Source organism: Aquabacterium fontiphilum, from assembly GCF_009909205.1.
Taxonomy (GTDB): Bacteria; Pseudomonadota; Gammaproteobacteria; order Burkholderiales; family Burkholderiaceae_C; genus Aquabacterium; species Aquabacterium fontiphilum.
This window is the reverse complement of sequence record NZ_JAAAPN010000004.1, coordinates 277,112-302,676: the sequence shown is the minus strand read 5'-3', so window position 1 is coordinate 302,676 and position 25,565 is coordinate 277,112. Positions and strand designations below refer to the sequence as shown.

Genomic DNA, 25,565 nt, shown 5'->3' with positions numbered 1-25,565 from the left:
ATGCTGCTGCTGCCCGCCGTGATCACGCATGCAGAGGTACCGCATGTGTTGGACCTCTTCAAGCAGACGCTGGAACAGGCCGCCTCGGCCAGCGAGACCACTGGTGTCATGCTGACGGTCGATGGCTCAGCCCTGAGACAGTTCGACTCCAGCGCGCTGGCGGTGCTGCTGGAGTGTCAGCGGATGGCGCGGGCCCGGGGCCGGGCCTTTGCCGTGCAGTCGTTGCCGCCCCGCCTCAGTGAGCTGGCCCGCCTGTACGGCGTCGACGGGTTGTTGCAATCGGCATGAGGCGCGAGCCGGGCGCTCGGTGCGTCTGAAAGGCAGAGCGCTTGCCTCACTGCTCCTCGGGCCAGCTGAAGCCCTCCCGTGCTACCAATGCCGTGGCCGCCGCGGGCCCCCAGCTGCCAGCCGCATAGGGACGTGGGCCTTGATCGTCTTGCGACCAGGCGTCCAGAATCGGTTCCACCCAGCGCCAGGCCTGCTCCTGCTCGTCCGAGCGCACGAACAGGTTGAGCCGGCCGGCCAGCGCGTCCAGCAGCATGCGCTCGTAGGCCCCCACACGCTCGGCCGGGAAAGCCCGGTCGAAATCCAGGTCGAGCGAAACGGGTGACAGGGCCTCGTGCTGGTGCTGGCCGGCATGGGCTGCGCCCTTCGAGGCCATCAGGTGCAGCTGCAGCCCATCGTCCGGCTGCAGCCGGATCACCAGCCGGTTGGGTTGGTGCCGCCCCGGAAAGATCGCGTGCGGTAGCGGCCGGAAGTTCACGACAATCTCGGCATGGCGCTGCGCCAGCCGCTTGCCCGTGCGCAGATAGAAGGGCACGCCCGCCCAGCGCCAGTTCTGCACCTCGCAGCGCAGCGCCACAAAGGTCTCTGTGCGGCTGTCGGCCGGCACCTTGGCTTCATCCAGATAGCCCGGCACCGACTGGCCGCCCACCATGCCAGCGCGGTACTGCCCCCGCACCACATCGCGTGCCACGCTGGCCGCATCAAAGGGCCGCAGCGAGCGCAGCACCTTGAGTTTTTCGTCGCGGATCGCGTCGGCATCGGCCGATGAGGGCGGCTCCATCGCGAGCATCGTCAGCAGCTGCAGCGCGTGGTTCTGGATCATGTCGCGCAGCGCGCCGGTGCGGTCATAGAAGTCGCCCCGCGTGCCCACGCCGATGCCCTCGGCCAGCGTGATCTGGATGTTGGCAATGCTTTCGCGCCGCCACAGCGGCTCGAACAGCACGTTGCCGAAGCGCAGGGCCATGAGGTTCTGCACCGAGGGCTTGCCCAGGTAGTGGTCGATGCGCAGCGCCTGCGCCTCGGTGAACACGCTGCGCACGGCGCGGTTGATCGCCTGGGCCGAGGCCAGGTCGTGGCCCAGCGGCTTTTCAAGCACGATGCGCATGTGCGGTCGGTTCAGGCCCGCTGCGCCCAGGCGCTCGCAGACCACAGGGAACAACTGCGGCCCGGTGGCGAGGTAGAACACCACGGTGGCCGCATCCCCCCGGCACAGCCATTGCTGCAGCAGCCCGTAGTCTTCGGCGCGCGACAGGTCCATGCGCAGGTAATGCACCTGCTGCGAGAAGGCGGCAAAGGCCTCGGGGCTGGGGCGCTTGGCCTCTTCGACCTCTTGCAGGCGCTCGTACAGCCAGGCCCGGTAGGCCTCGTCGTCCAGCGTGTCTCGGGCCACCGCCAGAATGCGGCCGCCTGGCGGCAGGGTGCCGTGACGCCATGCCTGGAAGAGCGATGGCATGAGCTTGCGCCAGGTCAGGTCGCCTGTGCCGCCGAAGAGGACGAGATCGAAGGACATGTGTGCTGGACGCCGTCCGCCGCGCCCATTGAGGGGGAGGCGCAACTTTGTCATCAAAATCGAGACAGAATGAAGGGAACGATAAATCAATTCCAGCGGCAAGGCAGGCTGCCCCTCATGGCTACTCAACTCGAACAACTCAAGGCGGTCACCACCGTGGTGGCCGATACCGGCGATTTCCGTCAGCTCGCGCAGTTCGCCCCTCAGGACGCCACCACCAACCCCTCCCTCATCCTGAAGGCGGTGCAGAAGCCCGAGTACGCGCCCTTGCTGGCCGAAACCGTGGCGGCCCACCGCCAGGCCAGCCTGCCGGCCATCGTCGACCAGGTGCTGGTGCGCTTTGGCTGCGAGATCCTCAAGGTCATCCCCGGCCGTGTGTCGACCGAGGTCGATGCCCGCCTGAGTTTTGACACGGCCGCCACCATCGCCCGCGCGCGGGGGCTGATGGGGCTGTACGCCGATGCCGGTGTGCCCCGCGAGCGCGTGCTGATCAAGGTGGCCGCCACGTGGGAGGGCATCCAGGCCGCCCGCGTGCTGGAAGCCGAAGGCATTCACTGCAACCTGACGCTGCTGTTCGCGTTCGCGCAGGCACGTGCCTGCGCCGATGCCGGCGTGCGCCTGATCTCGCCCTTCGTGGGCCGCATCTACGACTGGTACAAGAAGAGCGCCGGCGCCGCCTGGGACGAGGCGGCCAACGCCGGCGAGAATGATCCCGGCGTGCGCTCGGTCGCCCGCATCTACGACTACTACAAGCAGCACGGTGTGCGCACCGAGGTGATGGGGGCGAGCTTCCGCAACGTCGGTCAGATCGTGGCGCTGGCTGGCTGCGACCTGCTGACCATCAGCCCCGACCTGCTGGCGCAGCTCCAGCAGGCGGACGGGCCGGTGGCGCGTCGTCTGACGCCGCCGGCCAGCGTGCAGCCGGCGGAGGCCCCGCTGAGCGAGGCGGCCTTCCGCTACCAGCTCAACGAGGACGCCATGGCCACCGAGAAACTGGCCGAGGGCATCCGGCTGTTTGCCGCCGATGCGGTCAAGCTTGATGCGCTGATCGACGCGCAACGCTGAGAGGGCCGCGACATGGCCCATCCGCGATGTGACCAGACCGTGGCGTGGCAAGCCCTGATGGGCCACGCCCATGCGCACGGCCCCACCCTGGATCTGCGCGCGCTGTTTGCAGACGACCCCGAGCGTGTCAGCCGGCTCGGCATGGCAGCCCCCGAACTCTGGGCCGATCTGTCGCGCTGCCACTGGGATCTCGCCACCTGGCGCCACCTGATGGACCTGGCCACCGAGTGTGGCCTGACCGCGCAGCGCGACGCCATGCTCGACGGGGCGCCCATCAACCGGACCGAAGGGCGCCAGGTGCTGCACACGGCCCTGCGCGCGCCGCGTGGCGCCGGCCCCCACGGCGACGAGGTGCACGCCGTGCTCGACCGCCTGCTGGCCTTTGCCGACGGCATCCGCGCGCGGGCGGGCGGTGCTGCAGCGGGCGACATCCGCGACGTGGTCAACATCGGCATTGGCGGCTCGGATCTCGGGCCGCAGATGGTGGTCTCGGCGCTGGATGCCTTCGTGCATCCGGGGCTGAACTTCCACTTCGTCTCCAATGTCGACGGACAGGATCTGGCCTCGGTGCTGCGCCGGGTGCATCCCGACCACACGCTGTTCATCATTGCGTCCAAGACGTTCACGACGCAAGAGACCATGGCCAACGCCCATGCGGCACGCCAGTGGTTCGTGGAGCAGGGCGGCCGCGACATTGCCCGCCATTTCGTGGCCACCACGACGAATGTCTCGGCAGCGGCCGAGTTCGGCATCGACACCACCTTTGGCTTCTGGGACTGGGTGGGCGGGCGCTTCTCGCTGTGGTCGGCCATCGGGCTGCCGGTGGCACTGGCGCTGGGCAGCGCGCAGTTCCAGGCCCTGCTGGCCGGTGCCCACGCGATGGACCGCCACTTTGCCGAGGCGCCCGTGCCGGCCAACCTGCCCATGGTGCTCGGCCTGCTCGATGTCTGGTACCGCAATGGCCTGCACTACACCAGCCGCTGCGTGAGTCCGTATGACCACGGGCTGCGCCGCCTGCCGGCCTACCTGCAGCAACTGGTCATGGAAAGCAACGGCAAGTCGGTCGACATGGCCGGGGCCCCCTTGCCTTATGCCACCAGCGATGTCGTCTGGGGAGAGCCCGGCACGAACGGCCAGCACGCCTTTTTCCAGATGCTGCACCAGGGCTCGGACGTGATCCCCGTGGAGTTCATCCTGGTGCGCCAGCCCTCCTACCGCCACGCGGCCGCGCTGTCGCCTCAGATGAAGGCGCTGCTCGATGAGCAGCACCTCAAGCTGCTGGCCAACGGCCTGGCCCAGGCCCAGGCGCTGATGTGGGGCAAGACCACCGAGCAGGCATTGCAGGAGCAGGCGCCCACTGCGGCGCCCGATGTGGCAGCCGACGTGATCGCCCGCCACCGCACGTTCTCGGGCAACCGGCCCAGCCTGACGCTGCTCATGGACACGGTCAGCCCGCGTTCGCTGGGCGCGCTGATCGCCCTGTACGAGCACCGCACCTTTGTCAGCGGGGCGCTGTGGGGCATCAACTCGTTTGACCAGTGGGGCGTGGAGCTGGGCAAGGCCATGTGCAAAGAGCTGCTGCCGCGGCTGGTTGATGGCGACGTCTGCGAGCTGGATCCGGCCACCGCGGCCATGATCACGCGCTTGCGCGGGGCGGCCCGATGACCACCGAGGCCGTGCTCTTCGATTTCGGCGGTGTGCTGTTCAACTGGCAGCCCGCTCGCCTGATCCAGACCGTCTGGCCGCACCTGGCGCGCGACGACGCGCAGGCGCTGTCACTGGCGCAGGCGGTGTTTCAGTCGTTTGTACCGGGCAGCGAGTGGTCGGAGTTCGACCGTGGCGCGCTGCCAGCCGACGAGGTCGGGCGGCGCATCGCGGCGCGCACTGGCCTGGCCGAGGCCGACGTGCATGCGCTGATGGCGGCCATTCCGCCCCACCTCGCCCCGGTCCAGCCCACCGTGGGCTGGCTGGAAGAACTGTCCGAGCAGGGCGTGCCGCTGTACTTTCTGTCGAACATGCCGGCGCCGTATCGCGACCATCTGGTCGCTCACCACGGCTTCCTGCAGCGGTTTCGCGGCGGGGTGTTCTCGTGCGAGGTAGGGCAGGTCAAACCCAATGCGGACATCTTTCACACCACCGCGCAGCGCCTGGGCCTGAATCCGGCGCGCACCGTGTTCGTCGACGACCACCCGCGCAACATTGAAACGGCCCGCGCACTGGGGTGGCGGGCCGTGTTGTTCACCGACGCGGGGCAATGTCAGCAGGCTCTGGCGGCGCAGGGCTGGTTGCCCACAGCCCAGGGCTGAAACAACGGGCGTCGTGGCCGCCTAGGCCTCAAGCTCAGGCCTCGATCGGCTCGCCCAGGCGGGCGGCCTCGCTCAGGGCCTTGCGCATCTTCTTCATCGCCGCCGTTTCGATCTGGCGGATGCGCTCGGCGCTGACGCCGTATTCGGCGGCCAGGTCGTGCAGCGTCAGGCCACCTGATCCGTCGTCGTTGACGCTGAGCCAGCGCGTTTCAACGATGCGGCGGCTGCGGTCGTCCAGCGTGCTCAGCGCGTGGCGGATGCCGTCGCTGGCCAACCAGTCGCGGTGGCGGGCGTCAATCATGCGGGTGGGCTCATGGGCGTCGTCGGCCAGGTAGGCTGCCGGAGCCGCCGGGCCCTCACCATCGTCGTCGGCGGGGGCTTCGAGGGCCACGTCGGCACCAGCCAAACGCATCTCCATCTCGACCACGTCTTCCGGCCGCACGTCGAGTTCCTGCGCGACGCGGTGCACCTCGGCTTCCGAGAAAGCGGCGCGGCCGACATGGGCGTCGTCTGCCTCCCCCTTGAAGCTGTGCTTGAGCGAGCGCAGGTTGAAGAACAGCTTGCGCTGGGCCTTGGTGGTGGCCACCTTGACCATGCGCCAGTTGCGCAGGATGTATTCGTGAATCTCGGCCTTGATCCAGTGCACGGCGTAGCTGACCAGGCGCACGCCCTGATCCGGGTCGAAGCGCTTGACTGCCTTCATCAGGCCAACGTTGCCTTCCTGGATCAGATCGCTCTGCGACAGCCCATAACCCAGATACTGGCGTGTGATCGAGACGACCAGGCGCAGGTGCGACAACACCAACCGGGAGGCGGCCTGCACGTCCTGCTCGTCGCGCAGACGACGCGCCAGGCGTTGCTCTTCGTCGGCTTCGAGCAGCGGGATGGCCTGAACCGCGCGGATGTACGCGTCCAGATTGCCCAGCGAGGGCACCACACTCCAGGGGTCGCGTGCGACAAGGGCAGTGGTCAGGGTCATCAGGGCCTCCTTGGTTCCGGGATCCTCTCCGGCTGATATTAGCACTCCTGCTTGGTGAGTGCTAAGACGGAAAAGTTCCGCCTGACTGGCGCATCTTGCATACACCGTTCGGGTTATCCCGTATCGGAGGCGTTTCGTATCACCGTTACGCTGAAATACTTGGGTTTTCAGACAAGACTGAGGAATTTTGTCAACCACGGGCGGCCCCGTCGTGGGCCACGGGAGCCCGGCTAACACACCATAGAAGGACGGTATGAACGCCAGCGCCTCTCCTTACGATCTCAAGCCCTGGCAGCAGCAGTATGGGCAGTCGATCCCGGAGCATTTGCCACCGCCGGTTCACGGCAGCATCGCCGCCATGGCGGTCCAGGCGGCCAACCAGTTTGCCCGCCAGACGGCCTTCACCACGGTGATGCCCAATGGCATGTACGGTTCGCTGACGTACGCCCAGGTCGACGAGATGAGCGACGCGTTCGCCCGTTACCTGCGCGGGGTGCTCGGACTCGCTGCAGGCGACCGCGTGGCGCTGCAGATGCCCAACTGTTTGAGCTATCCGGTTGCGCTGCTGGGCGTGCTCAAGGCCGGCTGCGTGGCGGTCAACACCAACCCGCTGTACACCGCCACCGAGATGGCCCACCAGTTCCGCGACAGCGGAGCCAAGGCCATCGTCATCGTCGACATGTTTGCCGACAAGCTGGCCGAGATCCTGCCCCAGACGGACATCCGCCACGTCGTGTTCACTCGGGTGCCCGAGTTCTTCCCGCCGGTGGTGCGCCAGATCGTCTACGCGGTGATGAAGTACTGGAATCGGCTGATACCGGCGCATGGTGTCAAGGGGGTGGCCCTGCCAGAGGCGCTGGCCCTGGGTCGTGCGGTGGCCAAGCCGGCGCAACCCTACTGGCATGCGCTCACGCACGACGATCTGGCTCTGCTGCAGTACACCGGCGGCACCACCGGCGTGGCCAAGGGCGCCATGCTGACCCACGGCAATCTGCTGTGGAATGTGGAGCAGATGCTGGGCATGTCGGGCAGCCACATTGACCGCGGCTCGGAGGTGGTGTTGACGGCGTTGCCGCTGTATCACATCTTCGCGTTCACAGTGAACTTCCTGTCCATGTACCGCATGGGCGCGCGCAACATTCTGGTGCCCAGCCCGCGGCCGATCCAGAACCTGCAGCGGGCGATGGAGAACTACCGCATCACGTGGCTCACCGGTGTCAACACGCTGTACAACGCGCTGCTCAACGAGGAGTGGTTCCACGCCTATCCGCCCAAGCACATCAAGGCGGCCGGTGGCGGCGGCGCGGCCATGCACCATGCCGTGGTGCAGCGTTGGGAGCAGATGGTGGGCTGCCCGCTGGTCGAGGGATATGGGCTGACCGAATCGTCACCCGTCGTGTGCTTTCAGCCGCTGGAAGGCGCGCGGCGTCACAACACCATCGGCATCCCGGCGCCGATGACCGAGGTGCGGCTGGTCGACGATGACGGCCACGACGTGCCCATGGGCCAACCGGGCGAGCTGATCGTGCGCGGGCCGCAGGTGATGAAGGGCTACTGGCAACGGCCCGAGGAGTCGGCCAAGGTGATCCGCGACGGCTGGCTGTACACGGGTGACGTGGCCGTGATGGATGAGCACGGCACCTTCGCCATCGTGGATCGCAAGAAGGACATGATTCTGGTGTCGGGCTTCAATGTCTACCCCAACGAAATCGAAGATGCGCTGACGGCGCACGAGAAGGTGATGGAGGCGGCCGTGATCGGCGTGCCGGACGAGAAGACGGGTGAGGCCGTGTGGGCCTATGTGGTCAAGCGGGACGACGACCTGACCGAGGCTGAGCTGCTGGCCCATTGCCGCGGCGTGCTGACGGGCTACAAGATGCCGGCGCGTGTGGTGTTCCGCGACGACCTGCCCAAGACCCCCATTGGCAAGATCCTGCGGCGCGAGCTGCGCACGCAGGTCCTGGCTGCACGCAAGCAGGAGGCCTGATCATGTTGAGCGAATTCGAAACCCGGTTGCTGGGCCTGATGATGATGGTCATCATGCTCGGCATGGGCGCAAGCCTGACCTTCAAGGACTTCGCCATTGCGCTGCGCAAACCGCAAGGCATTCTGGTCGGGGTGCTGTGCCAGTACGGCCTGATGCCCTTTCTGGCCTTTGCGCTGGCCAAGTCGCTGGGCCTGCCGCCGGCCTACGCCGTGGGCCTGATCCTGATGGGCTGCATGCCAGGCGGCACGACCAGCAACATCTTCACCTACTTCAGCAAGGGCACGCTCAGCCTGTCCATCCTGATGACGATGTCGTCCACGCTGGTGGCCATCGTCATGGTGCCGGTCACACTGGCGTTTTACTCGCAGGGCATCGAAGGCCAGTGGCAGATCCCGCCGGGCAACGTCATCCAGGTCTTGTTCGTGCTGCTGGTGCCCACGGTGATCGGCATCGCGCTGCGCAAGTGGAACGCGAACGTGGGCGCCGTGGTCGAGATGATCGGTGGCATTCTGGGGGTGGCGGTCATCCTGTTCCTTGTCGTCTCCTGGGTGCCTCGCAACTGGCCGCTGCTGCTGAGCACGGGCATGCCGGTGTACATCGGGTCGATCGGGTTGGGCTTGTGCGGCTTCCTGCTGGGCTATGGCCTGTCCCGCATGATGAAGCAGGACGCCCGGCGTTCGCGCACCATTGCGCTGGAAACCGGCATCCAGAACGGCCCGCTGGCGGTGCTGATCGTGACGCTGACGTTCCAGGGCACCCAGCAGCAAGAGGTCTTGCTGATTCCGGTGCTGTACTCGCTGTTCATCGTGTTGACCTCGTCGGCCGTGACGGTCTGGTTCCGGCGTATCACCCAACGTGAGGAGCTCGCGCGCGACGCGGCCAAGATCGGGGCGCTGGCCAAGGCGTGAGCATCTCACCGCCTGAAACTGGCTACAGTACAGGCGGGAGGCGGCCTCATGGCAGTAGGGATGGTGCAGCGAACGTGGCGATGGGTGACGTGTGCAGCCGCGCTGGGCGTGGCACATCTGTTCCCGGCGGCGGCATGCGCTGGCGCGCTGACGATTGCTGCTGAAGATGACTGGGCGCCATACTCGTACCGCGTCGAGGGCGCGTCCGAAGTGCAAGGGCTCGCACCAGAGCTGGTGCGAGCCGCCTTTGCCACGCAAGGTGTCTCGGTTCAGTTCGATGTGCTGCCGTTTTCCAGGTGTCTGTTGCACGCGGAACGGGGCAAGGCGGCGGGCTGCTTCAACGTGACGCGCACCCAGTCCAACGCCTCGCAGTTTTGCTGGCACCCCACGCCCCTGTTCACGGAAGAGCTCGGCATCTTCGGGCGCCCATCCAGCCGGGCCACGCGGCCCTTGGCGGAGCAGGATCTTGTCGGCAAACGTGTGGGTATCACGCTGGGCTACACCTACCCGACGTCGTTCATGACCCATCCCCGAATTCAGCGTTTCAGCGCGGCCTCCGACGGCAACCTCATTCAGATGCTGGTGGCTGGGCGGGTGGACTACATCCTGCTCAACACCATGCCCGGTTACCACCGACTGCAGCAACAACCCGCGCTGGCAGGGCAGGTGGTGCGGGTCGGGGCCCTGGGCCAGGACAGCTTCTGGCTGGCGTTTTCCAAGACCCATCCGGAAGGGCTTCGCATGTGCGACGTGTTCGAGCGCGGGCTGAGGGCGCTGCATGCGAGCGGCGCGTATGACCGTACCATGCGCGCCTTCCGCCAGCGCTGGCAGCCGTCGGTGCAACCATGATGCGACATCTCATCTCGCGCCGCATGACGCTGATGGTGGTGGCTGTCAGCCTGCTGGTGGCCGTGGTGTCTGCGGCCTACCAGATCGCGTCGGCTTACCGGCTGGGACTGCAGGCCGTGGAAGACAGCTTTGCGCTGATCGAGCACAGCCACGTCCCGCCCTTGTCAGCCCACGTCTGGCTGCTGGACCAGAGCTTGATCACCAAGCAGCTGCAGGGCATTGCGCAGCTGCCGGACGTGATCGAGGCCAGCGTGGCGGGCGATCTACCGTTCGACGTCCCCGTCGCGCGTGCGAGGGAGGCCGATCCGCACGCGGGGCCAGAGGAGGCGCCCACCATGGTGCGCACGTTCGCCCTCTATCACGCTGATCCGGTGGCGCCGCAGCAACGCGAGCAGTTGGGCACCCTGCAGGTGACCGTGTCGTTGGCCGGCCTGTACAGCCGCCTGACCGAGATGGCTCTGGCCATCGTTGTGGCAGAACTGGTGCGCGCGGCCGTGCTGGCGTGCGCCATTGTGGTGGGCATGCGGCGACTGATTACACGCCACCTCGAGCGGATTGCCAGTTGGTCGTCGTCTGCGTCGCTGGATCGCCTCCACGAACCGCTGGCGCTGGCACACCGGCGGGCCGGCCAGCATGACGAGATCGATGCCCTGGTGGCGGCCATCAACCGCATGCGACTGTCGTTGCAGGAAGAGATAGCCAAGCGGCGCCAGATGGAGCAGCACAGCCAGCAGTTGGTTGTCGAGAAGGAGGCAGCGGAATTGGCCAATGAGGCCAAGAGCGCCTTTCTGGCGAACATGAGTCACGAGATCCGCACACCGATGAACGCCATCATCGGGATGTCGCAGCTGGCGCTGCAGACCGATCTCGATGCGCGCCAGCGCAACTACATTCACAAGGTGCACGGCTCGGCCAAGCTGCTGCTGGGCATCATCAATGACATCCTTGACTTCTCCAAGATCGAGGCGGGCAAGCTGGACGTGGAGTCTGTGCCCTTCAGTCTGTTTGACACCTTTCAGGCCGTGTCGGATCTGATCGGCCTCAAAGCCGATGAGAAGGGGCTGGAGTTCCTGCTTGTGCAGCCACCCGACCTCCCTGATGGCGTGCGGGGCGATCCTTTGCGCCTGCATCAGGTGCTGGTCAACCTCGCCAGCAATGCCGTGAAGTTCACTGAGCAGGGCGAGGTGGTGGTCGGCGTGGACGTGATCGAGCGCCAGCCTGACGGGGTGACGCTGCGCTTCTTCGTGCGTGACACGGGTATCGGGATGAGCGATGCACAACGTGGGCGGCTGTTCCAGCCGTTTGCGCAAGGCGACAGTTCCACCACCCGCCGGTTCGGGGGCACGGGTCTGGGGCTGGCCATCAGTCAGCGCCTGGTTCATATGATGGGTTCCCGCATCGAGGTCGACAGCGTCGAGGGCCAAGGCAGCACATTCCACTTCACGCTGCGCATGGGTTTGGCACCGGATACGGCGCCGCCGCCTGTTCTGAGCCTGCCTGCGGGTGCGCGCCTGCTTGTGGTGGATGACAACGCGTCTGCTCGGGACATCCTGGCCTCCATGGCCTCCAGACTGGGCTTTGATGTGGCCGAGGCGCCAGATGGCGAGGCCGCTCTGGTTTCTGTGGCGCAAGCGCGTGAGCAGGGGAGGCCCTTTTCGCTGGTGTTGCTGGACTGGAAGATGCCGCGGCTCGATGGGGTGGCCTGTGCGCAGGCGCTCGCCAGCCAGGGCCATGATCGTCCTCAGGTGCTGATGGTCACGGCATTCAACCGCGAGGAGGTCATGTCCCGTTTGCAACAGGCTGGCTTGAGTCTGGCTGCGGTGTTGAGCAAGCCGGTGACCCCGCCAGGGTTGCTGGATGCCTGTCGCCGGGCGTTGGGCCAGGCGACTGCGGTCGAGGCGGGCGGCGCGGGTCTGGCGCGGGGCATGCCACTGGCCCCTGCCGTGGCGAGCTTCGCCTCTCAACTCGAAGGTGCGCGTGTTTTGCTGGTAGAGGACAACGACATCAACCGCGAGTTGGCGATGGAGTTGCTGCAACGCGTCGGGGTGCGGGTGACAGCGGCGCCCGACGGTCAGAGTGCGTTGAACTGCCTGCAGCAGGAGACGTTCGACGCGGTGCTGATGGACTGCCAGATGCCTGGTATGGACGGTTACACCGCCACGCGGCTGATTCGTTCGCAGCCGCAATGGCGCGCCCTGCCCATCATCGCGATGACGGCCAATGCTCTGCTGGGCGACCGTGAGCGTGCGTTGGCGGCCGGCATGGATGATCACGTGGCCAAGCCCATTGATGTCGATGCCCTGTATGGGGCGCTCGCGCGCTGGACGCGCCGCGCGCCGCGCACACAGCCGCTGGATGGGCTGACCCTGCCGGGCATCGACGTGAACACTGGCTTGGCTCGTACGCTGGACAACGAGGCCCTGTACCGCCGCATGTTGCAGATGTTTGCCCAGCGCGAGCACGATTTCGTCGCAAAGTGGCGTGCGGCCCGCGCCAAGGGCGACGAGCAGACCTGCACTCGCCTCTTGCACACCCTGCGCGGCTTGGCGGGCACCATTGGCGCCGAGCCCCTTCAGTCGGCCTGCGGGCAATTGGGCGAGATCATGCAACAAGGCGGCGATGCCGAGCGCGTGGCCCAGGCTTTGTCCTCGATTGATGACAACCTGCAGACGGTGGTCGAGGGTCTGCGTCAACTCAACGACACCCATCCGGCAGGGTGAACCAGTCACGCCAGGGGTGTCGGAAGACCCCTCAAGGGCGCGGCCAGCGCGCCTCGGCCGGCGCGGGGCCGCCATAGGTGATGCGCACCTTGGGATAGACTTTGCCGGTCTCAGGGTCCAGGATGTTCGAGACGCCTTCATAGACCATCAAGCGCGTGCCCGCGATGTCGTAGGTGAGCACGATGGGGTCGACCACGAAGCGCAGCACCGAGTCCGGCTCGACGCGCACGCGTGTGGCTGCCGTCCCCTGGATCGTGACGTCTTCCATGCGGCGTGCCCGGAACTCGTAGCGCGCTGTACGCCCTGCGACGATCAAGCCGAAACGGACAGTCTCCCCGGCACGGATACGCGGCCACAGGTCCATGATGAGCTGGTTGAAGCCCGAATCGGCGGCCACGGGTGCCGGCGCCATCGGCAGGCTGCGCCGCTCTTCTTTGCCTTTGTATGACTTGAAGGCAACGGCATCCGGGTTCTCTGCCACGATGCCCTCCGCATAGCCCTGGGCAGGAATGTCGAGGCGGTAGCGCGGCACGGTGCGGTGAAAACGGTAATCCAGTGTCTTGCGTGCCACTTCCCGGCCTTGCGGGTCGAAGTAGCGCGAGACGCCGCTCAGCACACGGCCATCGGGCGCCGAACTCAGTTCATGTACCTCGGTGTAGAGGTAGCGCTCGGTGGTGAGGTCACGCGCAAAGCCGACCACCGTGTCGCTGGTGGTCTGGGCCGTGGCGGTGCTGCCCCACATCCAGACGGCCAGGCACGCTGCACGCACGGCAGAGGACAAGACGAGGCGGGGCAAGGGCATCATGGAACTCCAATCAGGCGCTCAGGCGCTCAGGCGGGGCGTCGGGGCCAGGGCACGAGCATGCGCGTGCGCTGCATGTAGTCGGCATAGCCAGGCTTGCGCACAGCCAACTCGGCTTCCATCAGCGGCACACCCGAAATCTTGAGGATCAGCAGCAGCATCACGGCCGGCGCGATCAGAGCCCACGGCCACAGCGGGCTGCCCCAGGCCAGCGGCAGGTAAGCCAGCCAGTGCAGGCACTCGAAGAAGTAGTTGGGATGGCGGCTGAGCCGCCACAGGCCCACGTCGCAGACCTCGGCGCTGCGGCCTGGATCCGCCTTGAATCGGCGCAACTGGGCATCCGCGAGCGCCTCGCCCCCCACGGCGGTCAGCAGGATGAGCAGCGCCAAGCCCAGCGCCACCGGCCCGGGGGAGCCCTCTCGGTAAGCGGCCGGCATGAAAGCGCTGGCGGCCAGTGCCAGCGTGAACAGGTTCTGGAACTGGAAGAACCAGAACAGCTTGACGGGTGCGGCCGGGCCCCACTCGGCGCGCAGCCGCGCGTAACGCCAATCCTCGGCCGTGCGCCAGTTGCGCCACCAGAGGTAGCATCCCAGCCGCAATCCCCACAGCCCGCCCATGGCGGCCAGTGTCCAGCGCACCTCGGTCGGCGCGGTGCCCACCCAGGCAAACCAGACCGCCAGGCCGCCGAGCGCCCACGCCCAGATGCCGTCAACAATGCCGGCGTTACCCAGCCGGCGCTGAATCAGCCAGGCCAGGGTTTTGGCGAGAAAGACAAAGACCGCTGCCCAGGCGACGGCCACGAAAGGGGACATGGTGCGCAGACCTCCGTGAGAGCTCTACGCATTCTAGGGCGCCCCGGATGATGGTGCTACCGGTAAGGTTAAAAAAAGACCGATCGGTCAGGACTCATCCTCGCCTAGCACCTTGGGCGTCGTGGCGCGGTGGAAGCCGTTGTAGCGCGGCGCGCCCTTGTGTGGCGCCAGCGGCATCACCGGGCTGTTGAGTGGTGCGCCGCCGTCGATGGCCACCGTCACGCCGGTGACGAAGGCCGCGCCGGGGCTCAGCAGGAAGCAGATCACCGAGCTGACCTCGGCCTCCAGACCCATGCGCTTCATGGGCAGATTGTCCTTGAGGCTACGGATCATGGGGGCCATGGCGGGGCCGTAGCTGTCCATGCCGCTGGAGGCTATCCAGCCCGGTGCCACGGCGTTGACGCGAACATGGGCGTATGCCCACTCGAAGGCCGCCGTCTTGGTGAGGTTGACCATGCCGGCGCGCGCAGCGCCAGAGTGCGCCATCCCCGGCATGCCGTTCCACATGTCGGCCGTCATGTTGACGATGGCGCCGCCGGTCTTGCTCATGGCCTGATTGAAGACCTCACGCATCATCAGGAAGCCACCGGTGAGGTTGTTGGTCACCACCGCGTCGAAGCCCCGCTTGGAGATCGCTGCCATGGGCGAGGGGAACTGGCCCCCGGCGTTGTTCACGAGGCCGTGGATGGCGCCGTGTCGCGCGACGATGTCGGCCACTGCGGCCTTGACCTGGTCCTCATCACGGATGTCGAACGCCTGGGTGTCGACCCGGCCGCCGTCTTCCAGGATCTCGGCCTTGACGCGGGCCAGCTTTTCTTCGTTGCGTCCGGTGATCACGACGGTCGCGCCCAGCGCGGCCAGTTCGTGCGCCACGCAGCGACCGATGCCGCTGCCGCCGCCGGTGACCACGATCACCCGATCCTGAAAGAGGCCGGGACGGAAGACGCTGTCGTAACGGGCTGAGGTGTTCATGCGTACACTCTAGCGTCAAGTGACGTTAACGTCAACGCGTGACGATTAAGGTTAACTACCGATGGTGCGGGCGTGCTGGCGTCACTACGCTGGCCGGGTTATCCCCAGGCTTTGCGACGACGCCATGAACCTCACTCCGTACACCAGCTACTTCAACGAAACGCATGAGATGGTGCGCGACACCACCCGTCGCTTCGTGCAGCAAGAGATCCTGCCGCACATTGGGCAGTGGGAAGAAGAAGGCGGCTTCCCGCGTGAGCTGTACCAGAAGGCGGGCGCGCTGGGGCTGTTGGGCATTGGCCACCCTGAGCGACTGGGCGGCACAGCCGAGAACGACGTGTTCATGAAGCTGGCCGTCAGCGAAGAGCTGATGCGCAGCACCTCGGGCGGCCTCGTGGCCAGCCTGGGCTCGCTGGACATCGGGCTGCCGCCCGTGTGGCGTGGCGCCTCGGCCGAGGTGCAGGACCGTGTGGCACCGGCCGTGCTGCGAGGTGACAAGATCATGGCGCTGGCCATCACCGAGCCCGGCGGCGGTTCGGACGTGGCCAACCTGCGCACCCGTGCCGTGCGCGACGGCGACCACTACGTCGTGAATGGCGCCAAGACCTTCATCACCTCGGGCGTGCGGGCCGACCACTACACCGTGGCCGTGCGCACCGGCGGTGAGGGCTACGCCGGCGTGTCGCTGCTGCTGATCGACAAGGGCACGCCGGGCTTCAGTGTGGGCCGCAACCTCAAGAAGATGGGCTGGTGGGCGTCAGACACGGCCGAACTGTTCTTCGAGGACTGCCGCGTGCCCGTGGGCAACCTGATCGGCCCCGAGAACGCGGGCTTCATGCTCATCATGTCGAACTTCCAGGCCGAGCGCCTGGCCCTGGCCGTGATGGCCTACATGACGGCGCAGATGGCGCTCGACGCATGCCTGGCCTATGTGAAAGAGCGCGTGACCTTTGGCAAGCCGCTGAGCAAGCATCAGGTCATCCGCCACAAGCTGGCCGAGATGGCCACGCAGATCGATGTGGCACGCGAGTACGCCTACCGCGTGGGCGCCCGGATGCAGGCCGGCAAGCCCGCCATCCAGGAGGTGTCGATGGCCAAGAACTTCGCCACCGAGGTCGCTGACAAGGTGACCTACGAGGCGGTGCAGATCTTCGGTGGCATGGGCTACATGCGCGAATCGGTGGTCGAGCGCCTGTACCGCGACAACCGCATCCTGTCGATCGGCGGCGGCACGCACGAGATCATGAACGAGATCATCGCCAAGCAGATGGGGTTGTGACGCCCAGGCGAGGCCTCCGCTGACGGTGGAGCTTCTTCAGCGCACCGGCCGCGAGGCCAACCAGGCCCCACCCGACACCAGTGCCAGCCCGGCCACCAGCCAGGGCGTGAGCGGCTCGTCCAGCAGCGGCACGGCGCCCAGGCCGGCCAGCACGGGCACCAGCGCCACCAGCGCGCCGGTGCGCTCGGCCCCCAGGATGGACACGGCCTTCAGGAACAGAATCATGGCCACGATGGTGGGACCGATGCCCTGGTACAGCGCCTGCAACACCAGCATCGAGGTGGGCACCTGGTCCAGCCCTTTGGGCAGGAACAGCAGGTAGACCGGCAGAAAGACCAGCGTGGAGGCCAGCGCGACAAAGCGCGTCAGCACCCATGGGTCATATACCCACTTCTTGACCAACACACTGTAGGTGGCCCAGGCCACGGAGGCAGCCAGCAGCAGCAGGTCGCCCGGCAGGGTGGAGGGGCCGTGTCCCAGGCCAGCCACCACCGGCACGGCCACGCAGACCACGCCCAAGGCGATCGGGATCAAGGCCAGCAGGCGCTGTCGCGGTGGGCGTGCGCCCAGCAGCCACCATGCCAGTGCGGTGACCAGAAAGGGCTGCATGCCGGGCATCAAGATGCCGCCGTGGGCGGCGGGCGCCAGTTTGAAACCGGCATAGGCCAGCATCAGGAACAGCAAGCCGCCGATCAGCGCCAGGGTCCACAGGCGACGGTCTCGCCAGGTGCCAGCCGGCAGGTTCAGCGAAAACGGCAGCAGCACCAGCGAGGCCGTGCCCAGGCGCAGGGCCACGATGTCCCAGCCGGTCAGCGCGCTCTTGCCGCCCAGCCGCGAGACGAGGATGAAGCCGGCCCAGACCAGCACGGTGGCCAGGGCCGCCGCGTAGCCCTGGGCCAGCTTCGGGTGGGGCGTCTGGTGACTGTCAGACGGTGCCATGGGCGACGGCCACCGCCGTCATGTTGACGATGCGGCGCACGGTCGCCGAGGGGGTCAGGATGTGTACCGGCTGCGCGGCGCCCAGCAGAATGGGCCCCACCGTCACACCCTGGCCGCCCGTCATCTTCAAGACGTTGAACAGGATGTTGGCGGCATCCAGGTTCGGGCAGATGAGGATGTTGGCCGTGCCGTCCAGGGTGGATTCGGGCAGCAGCGTGTGGCGCACCGATTCGCTCAGGGCAGCGTCGCCCTGCATCTCGCCATCAGCGGGCACGTCCGGCATGCGCTCGACGAACAGGTCGCGTGCCCGGCGCATCTTCTTGGCCGAAGGGCGGCTGCTGGAGCCGAACATCGAGTGCGACAGGAAGGCCACGCGCGGGGGCAGGCCGAAGCGCTTGACCTCTTCCACCGCCAGCATGGCGATGTCGGCAAGTTGTTCGGCTGTCGGGTCTTCGTTGACAAAGGTGTCGGCGATGAACAGGTTGTGGTTGTCCAGGATCAACGCGTTCAAGGCGGCCAGGCCATGGGCCTCGGGACGTACGCCAATCACGTCGCGCACGTGCTCGAGGTGGAAGTCATAGCGGCCGATGACGCCGCAGATCATGCCGTCGGCGTCGCCCATCTTGACCAGCAGCGTGGCGATCAGCGAGTTCGAGCGGCGCACGACCACCTTGGCCAGCTCGGGCGAGATGCCATCGCGGGCGCGCAGCTTGTGATAGGCCTCGCAGTAGGCGCGGAAGCGGTCGTCCTTGCCAGGGTTGACGATCTCGCAGTTCTCGCCGGGCACCAGGCGCAGGCCGGCACGCTCGGCGCGCTGGGTGATCACCTCGGGGCGGCCCACCAGGATGGGGCGCGCGATGCCCTCGTCTATGGCGATCTGGGCGGCGCGCAGCACGCGTTCGTCTTCACCCTCGGCATAAGCGATGCGCTTCGGTGCAGCCTTGGCGCCGAGGAACAACGGCCGCATGAACAGGCCGGTGTTGGTCACGAACTGAGACAGCGATTCGCGGTAGGCCTTGAGATCCTGGATGGGGCGCGTGGCCACGCCCGAGGCGGCGGCGGCCTCCGCCACGGCCGGCGCGATGCGCAGGATCAGGCGTGAATCGAACGGCGTGGGGATGAGGTAATCCGGCCCGAAGCGCAACTCACGGCCCGGGTAGGCGGCAGCCACTTCATCCGAGATTTCGGCCTTGGCCAGGTCGGCGATCTGGCGCACACAGGCCAGCTTCATGGCCTCGGTGATCTTGGTGGCGCCGCAGTCCAGCGCACCCCGGAAGATGTAGGGGAAGCACAGGACGTTGTTGACCTGGTTGGGGTAGTCCGACCGGCCCGTGGCGATGATGCAATCAGGGCGGGCGGCCTTGGCGATCTCGGGCCGGATCTCGGGCTCGGGATTGGCCAGTGCGAGGATCAGCGGCTTGTCGGCCATGGTCTTGACCATTTCGGCCGTGAGCACGCCCGCGGTCGAGCAGCCCAGGAACACGTCGGCGCCATCCACCACATCGGCCAAGGTGCGCGCCGAGGTGATCTGGCAGAAGCGCTGCTTGGATTCATCGAGCTTGCCGGCCAGCGCGTCGGCGCGCTCGCTCTGGATCAGGCCCTTGGAGTCGCACACGAAGACGTTCTTGCGCTGCACGCCCAGGCCCACCATCACTTCCAGGCAGGCAATGGCCGCGGCGCCCGCGCCGGAGACGGCGATCTTGACCTGATCGATCTGCTTGCCCACCAGCTCCAGCCCGTTGAGCAGGGCGGCGCTGGAGATGATGGCCGTGCCGTGCTGGTCATCGTGGAAGACGGGAATGTTCAGGCGGTCCGACAGCTTCTTCTCGATGTAGAAGCACTCGGGGGCCTTGATGTCTTCGAGGTTGATGCCGCCCAGCGTGGGCTCGAGCGCCGCAATGATCTCGACGAGCTTGTCCGGGTCGCGCTCGGCCAGCTCGATGTCGAAGACGTCGATGCCAGCGAATTTCTTGAACAGGCAGCCCTTGCCTTCCATCACCGGCTTGGAGGCCAGCGGTCCGATGTCGCCCAGACCGAGCACGGCCGTGCCGTTGGTGATGACCGCCACCAGGTTGCCGCGCGAGGTGTACTCGGCCGCCAGCGTCGGATCCTGCTCGATGGCCAGACAGGGATAGGCCACGCCAGGTGAGTAGGCCAGCGACAGATCACGCTGGTTGGACAGCGGCTTGGTCGGCGTCACCGAGACCTTGCCGCGGGTGGGCAGGCGGTGGAACTCCAGCGCGGCGTCGCGCAAGGCTTGTTCGGCGTCAGACAGGGGCTTGTCGGCACTCATAAAAAGAACGGCGGTTGGCGGGGAGAGGATTTTTCCGGCGGGGCGTGCATGGTAAGCGATTCGCCTGCGCCCATCTGGCAACGCCTGTGTCAACATGAGGTCTGTGCGGGGCCTGGGAGGGTGCATTTCCCGTGGTGAAATCAAGTTTCCCGCTGGCGTGCCGATTCAACCGGCATTACCTTCCCATTCAGGCAGTTCACAGGGATGACCCCAGCCCCAGAGTCCACGCTCCAGCGATGGCGCACGCAGCTTCACAGCCTGTGGCGTGAGGTGGTGCCGCATGAGACCGTGGACGGCCCCCTGGTGCGCCACTTTCGCGCACGGCAGATTCAGGCCTTGCTGGCCCTGCTGCCGCTGATTGCCACGGGCAACGCGATCAACACCGTCATCATCGCCTGGTACTTCTGGGACCAGCTGCCGCATGCCTGGCTGGTGGGCTGGTGTCTGACGGCCACCGTCTCGCTCATGGTGGCCTACGTCTGGTGGGGCAAGCTCATCCAGCGTGGCCGGCGTCCCACCGCAGAGGCCTCTTCGGTGCCACTGGTGATGGGGCAGGTGGTGTTCTTCTCGGCCATCTGGTGCGCGATGCCGGTGCTCGTGTTTCCGGGAGCGGATCACAACGGCGCCATGCTGATTGCCACGGTGATCGTGGGCATGATCTGTGGCGGGGCTTTCATGCTCGCGCCGCTGGCGCCCGCTGCGCTCACCTATGTTGGCGCCATGGGCGTGGCCAGCGCCGTGGGGCTGTTGCGCTCGTCTTATGCAAGCAGCATGGCGCTGATGCTCTTGCTGGCCGTGTACTCGGTGATCATGTCGGGCGTGGCTTTGACCAGTGCCCGGGTCTTCCTCAGCCGCCTGCGTGCCGAAGCAGAGACCGACCGGCAAAAACAACTGGTCGACCTACTGCTGCGCGATTTCGAGGAGCACGCCTCCGATTGGCTGTGGGAGATCTCGCCCACCGGTCATTTGCGCCATGTGTCGGCCCGGCTGGCCGAGTCGTTCGGCTTGCCTGCCAAGCAGTTGGTGCAGCGCTCATTCATCGAGCTGCTGTCGTGGATGCGGCCGGCTGACGACCCGGACGCGGCCCAGGCGCTTGCCCGGCTGACCTCGTGCATGCGCATGGGGCAGCCTTTTCGCGATCTGGAACTGCCCGTCGAGGTCGGCAATGAGTTGCGCTGGTGGTCGCTCTCCGCCAAGCCCTTGTATGACGAAAGCGGCCGTGCGGCGGGCTGGCGTGGTGTGGGCGCCGATGTCACGCACACACGCCAGGCCCGTGACGAGCTGGCCCGGCTGGCCAACTATGACGCGTTGACCGGCCTGGCCAACCGGCACCGCTTCAGCAAGGAGCTGGACCGGCTGGCGAGCGATCCGTCGGTGTCGACGCGGGCCTGTGCACTGCTGTTTCTGGACCTGGACAACTTCAAGACCATCAACGACTCCCTGGGCCACGGGGTAGGCGACCAGTTGCTGCGGCGTGTGGGCGCCCGTTTGCGCACGTGCGTCGGCGAGGGCGACCTGCTCGCGCGGCTGGGTGGCGATGAGTTCGCCTTGCTGACCTGGCGGCATGCCTCGGTCGAGGCGGCCGCCACACTGGCAGACCGGCTGCTGACGCTGTTGTCCGACCCATGCCAGCTCGACGACGTGATGGTCGAGGTCCGCGCCAGCATCGGCGTGGCCCTGGCGCCGCGCGACGGAGCCGACCCACAATCGCTGCTGCAATGCGCCGACCTGGCCTTGTATGCTGCCAAGGCTGCAGGGCGCAACACGTTCCGCTTCTTCGATGTCAGCATGGCCGAGACAGCCCGTGCCCGGGCGCGGCTGCAGCACGAGCTTGGCATGGCGCTGGCAGCCGAGCAGTTCACGCTGTTCTTCCAGCCCCAGTTGCGGCTGGACAGCGGCGAGGTCATCGGATTCGAGGCGCTGGTGCGCTGGCAGCACTCCGAGCGCGGCCTGATCGGGCCGGGCGAGTTCATTCCGGTGGCCGAAGAAACCGGCCAGATCGTGCACCTGGGCACCTGGGTGCTGCGCGAGGCCTGCCGCCAGGCCAGCCGCTGGCCGGGCGAGTTGCGGGTGGCGGTGAACCTGTCGGCCGTGCAGTTCCGCAGCAGTTCGCTCATCGAGCTGGTGGATGATGCGCTGGCGCGCAGCGGCCTGGCGCCCGAGCGGCTCGAGCTGGAGATCACCGAATCGGCGCTGATCGAGGATCACGATGGCGCGCAGGCCACCCTGATGGCGTTGCGCAGCCGGGGCGTGCGCGTGGCCATGGACGACTTTGGCACCGGCTACTCATCGCTGGCCTACCTGCGCCGCTTCACGCTGGACAAGCTCAAGATCGACGGCATGTTCGTGCGCTCGCTCGACAGCGATGCCGATGCTCAAGCGGTGGTGACGGCCATCATCAGCCTGGCCCGGGCGCTGCGGCTGGAAACCACCGCCGAAGGCATCGAAACGGGCGAGCAGCTGGTGATGCTGCGGGCGCTGGGATGCGACGACGTGCAGGGCTACCTGATTGCGCGCCCCATGCCGGCAGGCGACGTGCCCGACTACCTGGCGCGCACCCACGCCGCCCTGGTCTGAGGGGGGGCTTCGCGGACAGCGGAACCTCCTGCCGCGTGCGGCATCCATCTGGCGTCGCCGTCTCCCGACAACGCGGGATCGGCAATGTCATGGCCCGGTGATACATTGCAGCGATCCGGCAGCGGCTCGGGCGTTGCCATGTCCAGACTGTTCAAACAGAGGAACGAACGATGAAGTGGATGCAAGTCTTGATGCGTTGGATGTGGGCCTCCTTCTTCCTGGTGGCCAGCCTGGGTGCCCAGGCCGCGTCGCCGACCGGCGAGTACGTGCTTGGCCCGGGGGACACGATCCGTATCTCGGTGTTCCAGAGTCCTGACCTCTTGCTGGAAACCCGCATCAGCGAGGCCGGCACCATCTCCTACCCGCTGCTGGGCGCCGTGAAGATCGGCGGCCTGACGGTCAGCCAGGCCGAGCAGCGTCTGGCCACGGGCCTGCGTGATGGCAACTTCCTGAGGCAGCCCCAGGTCTCGATCCTGGTGCTGACCGTCAAGTCGAACCAGGTGTCGGTGCTGGGCTATGTGAACCGCCCCGGCCGCTATCCGCTCGAGGCGGGCACGTCCAAGGTCAGCGAGGTGCTGGCGCAGGCTGGCGGCATCCTGCCGGGCAACGGCTCCGAGCTCATTGTGGTCACGGGCACGCGCGACAACAAGCCTTTCCGCAAGGAAATCGACTTCCCGATGATCTTCTCGGCCGCGGGCGTCAACAATGACATCGTGCTGCAGAACGGCGACGCCATCTTCGTCGACCGCGCTCCGCAGATCTACATCTACGGCGAAGTGCAGCGCCCGGGCGCCCAGATCCTGCTGCGTGACACCACGCTGCTGCAGGCGCTGGCCACTGGCGGCGGCCTGACCCTGCGCGGCACCGAGCGCGGCATCCGCGTGCACCGCCGTGATGCGTCGGGCTCAGTCAACGTGATTCAGCCGGGCATGAACGACAAGCTCCAGCCCGGCGACGTGATCTACGTGCGCGAAAGCCTGTTCTGATCAGGCCGGCCGCTGCCAGGCGGCCGCGTAAAAGCCGTCTGTGGCGTGGCGATGAGGCCACAGCCGCAGATGGCCAGCGGGGGTGACCAGCTCATCGGCCCGCGAGACACCGGCCTGCGTCAGCAGGTCGGCTGCATTCAGGGGTTGCAATTCGGGCTGTTCGGCCTGGAAGGCCGCCACCACGTCTTCGTTTTCCGCTGGTAGCAGGCTGCAGGTGGCGTACACCAGTCGGCCACCCGGTTTGAGCAGGCGCACGGCGCTGCGCAGGATGGCCAACTGCTTTTCGCGCAACTCCTGCACGGCCTGCGGGCTCTGGCGCCACTTCAGATCCGGGTTGCGGCGCAGTGTGCCCAGGCCGGAGCAGGGCGCATCCACCAGCACGCGGTCGATCTTGCCGCTCAGGCGCTTGATGCGCTCGTCGCGCTCGTGCGCGATCTGCGCGGCGTACACATTCGACAGGCCGCTGCGGGCCAGCCGAGGCTTGAGGTTGTCCAGCCGGTGGCCCGAGACATCGAATGCGTACAGGCGGCCGGTGTTGCGCATCATGGCGCCCAGCGCCAGCGTCTTGCCACCGGCGCCGGCACAGAAATCGACCACCATCTCGCCGCGCTTGGCGCCGGTCATCAGTGCAAGCAGCTGGCTGCCTTCGTCTTGCACCTCCACATGGCCGCCGGTGTACAACGGCAACTTCTGCAGCGCGGGCTTGCCCTGCATGCGCAGGCCAATGGGCGAGTAAGGGGTGGGCTCGGCAGTCAGGCCGGCTTCGGCCAGCGCCTTGATCACCTCATCGCGCCGGGTCTTGATTTCGTTGACACGCAGGTCGAGCGGGGCGCCCGCCGAGAAGGTCTCGACCAGCGCCCAGAAACCTTCGTCACCCAGCTCAGCCTTCAACGGGTTGGCCAGCCAGTCGGGCAGGTTGTGGCGCAACTTGTCGGGCAGGGTGCTGCGGTCGATGGTCTGGGCGTGTTCCAGCCAGCGGAGTTCGTCGGGACTGAGCGCGTTTTTCAGCACATGGGGCTGGCCCTGCCAGGCCAGGATGGCCAGGCGGCGCTCCATCGGGCCCTGGCCCGATTGCGCCAGGTTGGCCCACAGCAGGCGCTGGCGCAGCACCGCGTAGGCCGTCTCGGCCAGCGCATGGCGCTCACGCACGCCCAGCGCCTTCTGGCGCCGAAAGAACAGGGAAACGAGGCTGTCGGCCGGGGCGTCGAGCTTGAGTACCTCACGGACGAGCTGCGTCGTGAGGTCGAGGAGGGCTTTGGGATGCATGGGCAGGATTATCCCGCGCCCGCTCCCATTCCGGGGGCGCCCACAGGTGTTTCAGGCGTTGGCCGAGCGGCCCGGGCCGGGCCATGTCCTGGAGCATGTGCACCCACTCGTGCAGCGTCAGCCACAGCGGGTTGTGGCTGCGCACCTGGCGCACCAAGCCGTAGTCGACCGCTTCGCGCTCTTCGACAAAAGTGCCGAACAGGCGATCGAAGACGATCAGTGTGCCGCCGTAATTGCGATCGATGTAGGCCGGGTTGCGACCGTGGTGCGCCCGGTGGTGCGAGGGGGTGTTGAAGATCAACTCGATGGGCGCGGGCAGCTTGCCCACCCACTGGGTGTGGATGAAGAACTGGTAGGCCAGGTTGACTGACAGGGCAAACAACACCCAGCGCGGCTCGAAGCCGATGAACACCATGGGCGTGTAGAACAACCAGTTGCCCGCAAAGCTGTAGAGCCAGCTCTGGCGCATGGCGGTCGTGAAGTTCATGTGCTCTGAGCCGTGGTGCACCACGTGGGCGCACCAGAACCAGCGGATGCGGTGGCTGGCCCGATGGAACCAGTAGTAGCAGAACTCCACCCCCAGGTAGAGGGCAGCAAAGCTCCACACTGTGACCTCGATGGTGGCCAGGCGATGGGCGTAAGCCCAGTTCATGGCCGGCAGCACGAAGGCCACGACCAGCATCACGTCGAGCAGGGTGTAGATGCCGCCCAGGGTCATGCTGTCCAGCGAGTCGCGCAGGGCATACACCGGACGGCCGTCCGGCCCGTTCGCGCGCCTCATGCGCCACCACTCCATCACCACCGTGACAAAAAACACCGGGGTCAGCAGCACCAGCACCCAGTCCCGGACATCGGTCTGACTGGCGAATGCGTGGGCTGTACTGAGGGCGGCAGACAAGTCGGTCATGCAGATGAGGCTAAGCGTCAGTCGACGTCATCTTGGCGCGTCACTTTGACGGGCGCTTGACCGGCGCGGCCAATTTCTTGACCTATTACGACATCGTGCATGGGAACCCCTCCCGTGAACTAC

At 66.7% G+C, this 25,565-nt stretch carries 20 protein-coding genes; 11 read left to right on the top strand and 9 right to left on the bottom strand.

What is annotated here, in order from left to right; genetic code table 11:
• Complete coding sequence (locus GTZ97_RS06825) at positions 1–288, top strand: STAS domain-containing protein (protein ID WP_161649818.1); 288 nt, start codon at positions 1–3, stop codon at positions 286–288.
• A 46-nt stretch (positions 289–334) separates the two neighbouring features.
• On the opposite strand, the gene zwf is transcribed toward GTZ97_RS06825, so the two are convergent.
• Positions 335–1,795 (bottom strand): glucose-6-phosphate dehydrogenase, encoded by a 1,461-nt coding sequence (gene zwf, locus GTZ97_RS06820; RefSeq protein WP_161649817.1) that lies wholly within the window; start codon positions 1,793–1,795, stop codon positions 335–337.
• Positions 1,796–1,912: 117 nt separating this feature from the next.
• On the opposite strand from zwf, the gene tal reads away from it, so the two are divergent.
• Genes tal through GTZ97_RS06805 form a run of 3 tightly spaced genes read left to right on the top strand, consistent with a single transcriptional unit; the run spans position 1,913 to position 5,166 of the window.
• A complete protein-coding gene (tal, locus tag GTZ97_RS06815; protein ID WP_161649816.1) occupies positions 1,913–2,860 on the top strand; it encodes a transaldolase in 948 nt (315 codons plus the stop codon).
• A gap of 12 nt (positions 2,861–2,872) precedes the next feature.
• Positions 2,873–4,525, top strand: a complete 1,653-nt coding sequence (gene pgi, locus GTZ97_RS06810) for a glucose-6-phosphate isomerase (protein WP_161649815.1) — start codon at positions 2,873–2,875, stop codon at positions 4,523–4,525.
• The gene (locus GTZ97_RS06805) at positions 4,522–5,166 is read left to right on the top strand and encodes an HAD family hydrolase (protein WP_161649814.1); all 645 of its coding nucleotides are present in this window, start codon (positions 4,522–4,524) and stop codon (positions 5,164–5,166) included. The genes pgi and GTZ97_RS06805 overlap by 4 nt, the downstream gene beginning before the upstream one ends.
• A gap of 34 nt (positions 5,167–5,200) precedes the next feature.
• On the opposite strand, the gene rpoH is transcribed toward GTZ97_RS06805, so the two are convergent.
• On the bottom strand, positions 5,201–6,145 hold the full coding sequence (gene rpoH, locus GTZ97_RS06800) for an RNA polymerase sigma factor RpoH (protein ID WP_161649813.1): 945 nt from the start codon (positions 6,143–6,145) through the stop codon (positions 5,201–5,203).
• 253 nt (positions 6,146–6,398) lie between these two features.
• Between rpoH and GTZ97_RS06795 the strand changes: the two genes are divergently transcribed.
• Genes GTZ97_RS06795 through GTZ97_RS06780 form a run of 4 tightly spaced genes read left to right on the top strand, consistent with a single transcriptional unit; the run spans position 6,399 to position 12,609 of the window.
• Positions 6,399–8,132 carry an AMP-binding protein gene (locus tag GTZ97_RS06795; RefSeq protein WP_161649812.1) on the top strand — a complete coding sequence of 578 codons (1,734 nt, stop codon included), beginning with the start codon at positions 6,399–6,401 and terminating at the stop codon, positions 8,130–8,132.
• Positions 8,133–8,134: 2 nt separating this feature from the next.
• Entirely contained in the window at positions 8,135–9,040 is a 906-nt protein-coding gene (locus GTZ97_RS06790) for a bile acid:sodium symporter family protein (protein WP_161649811.1), read from the top strand.
• 48 nt (positions 9,041–9,088) lie between these two features.
• Positions 9,089–9,889, top strand: a complete 801-nt coding sequence (locus tag GTZ97_RS06785; RefSeq protein ID WP_201748182.1) for a substrate-binding periplasmic protein — start codon at positions 9,089–9,091, stop codon at positions 9,887–9,889.
• Positions 9,886–12,609 (top strand): response regulator, encoded by a 2,724-nt coding sequence (locus GTZ97_RS06780; protein ID WP_161649810.1) that lies wholly within the window; start codon positions 9,886–9,888, stop codon positions 12,607–12,609. Before GTZ97_RS06785 ends, GTZ97_RS06780 begins: the two co-directional genes overlap by 4 nt.
• A gap of 31 nt (positions 12,610–12,640) precedes the next feature.
• Here GTZ97_RS06780 and GTZ97_RS06775 read toward each other — a convergent pair whose 3' ends face one another.
• From GTZ97_RS06775 to GTZ97_RS06765, 3 genes are all read right to left on the bottom strand, one after another.
• Positions 12,641–13,414, bottom strand: coding sequence for a hypothetical protein (locus GTZ97_RS06775; RefSeq protein WP_161649809.1), 774 nt, complete (start codon positions 13,412–13,414; stop codon positions 12,641–12,643).
• A gap of 26 nt (positions 13,415–13,440) precedes the next feature.
• Positions 13,441–14,223 carry a DUF1295 domain-containing protein gene (locus tag GTZ97_RS06770; protein ID WP_161649808.1) on the bottom strand — a complete coding sequence of 261 codons (783 nt, stop codon included), beginning with the start codon at positions 14,221–14,223 and terminating at the stop codon, positions 13,441–13,443.
• 87 nt (positions 14,224–14,310) lie between these two features.
• Entirely contained in the window at positions 14,311–15,195 is an 885-nt protein-coding gene (locus tag GTZ97_RS06765) for an SDR family oxidoreductase (RefSeq protein WP_161649807.1), read from the bottom strand.
• A 124-nt stretch (positions 15,196–15,319) separates the two neighbouring features.
• On the opposite strand from GTZ97_RS06765, the gene GTZ97_RS06760 reads away from it, so the two are divergent.
• Positions 15,320–16,474 carry an acyl-CoA dehydrogenase family protein gene (locus tag GTZ97_RS06760; RefSeq protein WP_161649806.1) on the top strand — a complete coding sequence of 385 codons (1,155 nt, stop codon included), beginning with the start codon at positions 15,320–15,322 and terminating at the stop codon, positions 16,472–16,474.
• 36 nt (positions 16,475–16,510) lie between these two features.
• Here the strand turns inward: GTZ97_RS06760 and GTZ97_RS06755 are convergent, their stop codons facing one another.
• Both GTZ97_RS06755 and GTZ97_RS06750 read right to left on the bottom strand, forming a co-directional pair.
• Complete coding sequence (locus GTZ97_RS06755; RefSeq protein WP_161649805.1) at positions 16,511–17,413, bottom strand: DMT family transporter; 903 nt, start codon at positions 17,411–17,413, stop codon at positions 16,511–16,513.
• Positions 17,400–19,706, bottom strand: a complete 2,307-nt coding sequence (locus tag GTZ97_RS06750) for an NADP-dependent malic enzyme (RefSeq protein WP_161649804.1) — start codon at positions 19,704–19,706, stop codon at positions 17,400–17,402. The genes GTZ97_RS06755 and GTZ97_RS06750 overlap by 14 nt, the downstream gene beginning before the upstream one ends.
• 204 nt (positions 19,707–19,910) lie before the next feature.
• Here GTZ97_RS06750 and GTZ97_RS06745 point away from each other — a divergent pair, with 204 nt between their 5' ends.
• On the top strand, positions 19,911–22,283 hold the full coding sequence (locus GTZ97_RS06745) for a putative bifunctional diguanylate cyclase/phosphodiesterase (protein WP_161649803.1): 2,373 nt from the start codon (positions 19,911–19,913) through the stop codon (positions 22,281–22,283).
• A 179-nt stretch (positions 22,284–22,462) separates the two neighbouring features.
• On the top strand, positions 22,463–23,269 hold the full coding sequence (gene epsE, locus GTZ97_RS06740) for a polysaccharide export protein EpsE (protein ID WP_236651054.1): 807 nt from the start codon (positions 22,463–22,465) through the stop codon (positions 23,267–23,269).
• Here epsE and GTZ97_RS06735 read toward each other — a convergent pair whose 3' ends face one another.
• Positions 23,270–24,535 carry an RsmB/NOP family class I SAM-dependent RNA methyltransferase gene (locus GTZ97_RS06735; protein ID WP_161649801.1) on the bottom strand — a complete coding sequence of 422 codons (1,266 nt, stop codon included), beginning with the start codon at positions 24,533–24,535 and terminating at the stop codon, positions 23,270–23,272.
• Positions 24,489–25,442, bottom strand: a complete 954-nt coding sequence (locus GTZ97_RS06730; protein WP_161649800.1) for a sterol desaturase family protein — start codon at positions 25,440–25,442, stop codon at positions 24,489–24,491. The genes GTZ97_RS06735 and GTZ97_RS06730 overlap by 47 nt, the downstream gene beginning before the upstream one ends.
• Between the last annotated feature and the right edge of the window lie 123 nt (positions 25,443–25,565).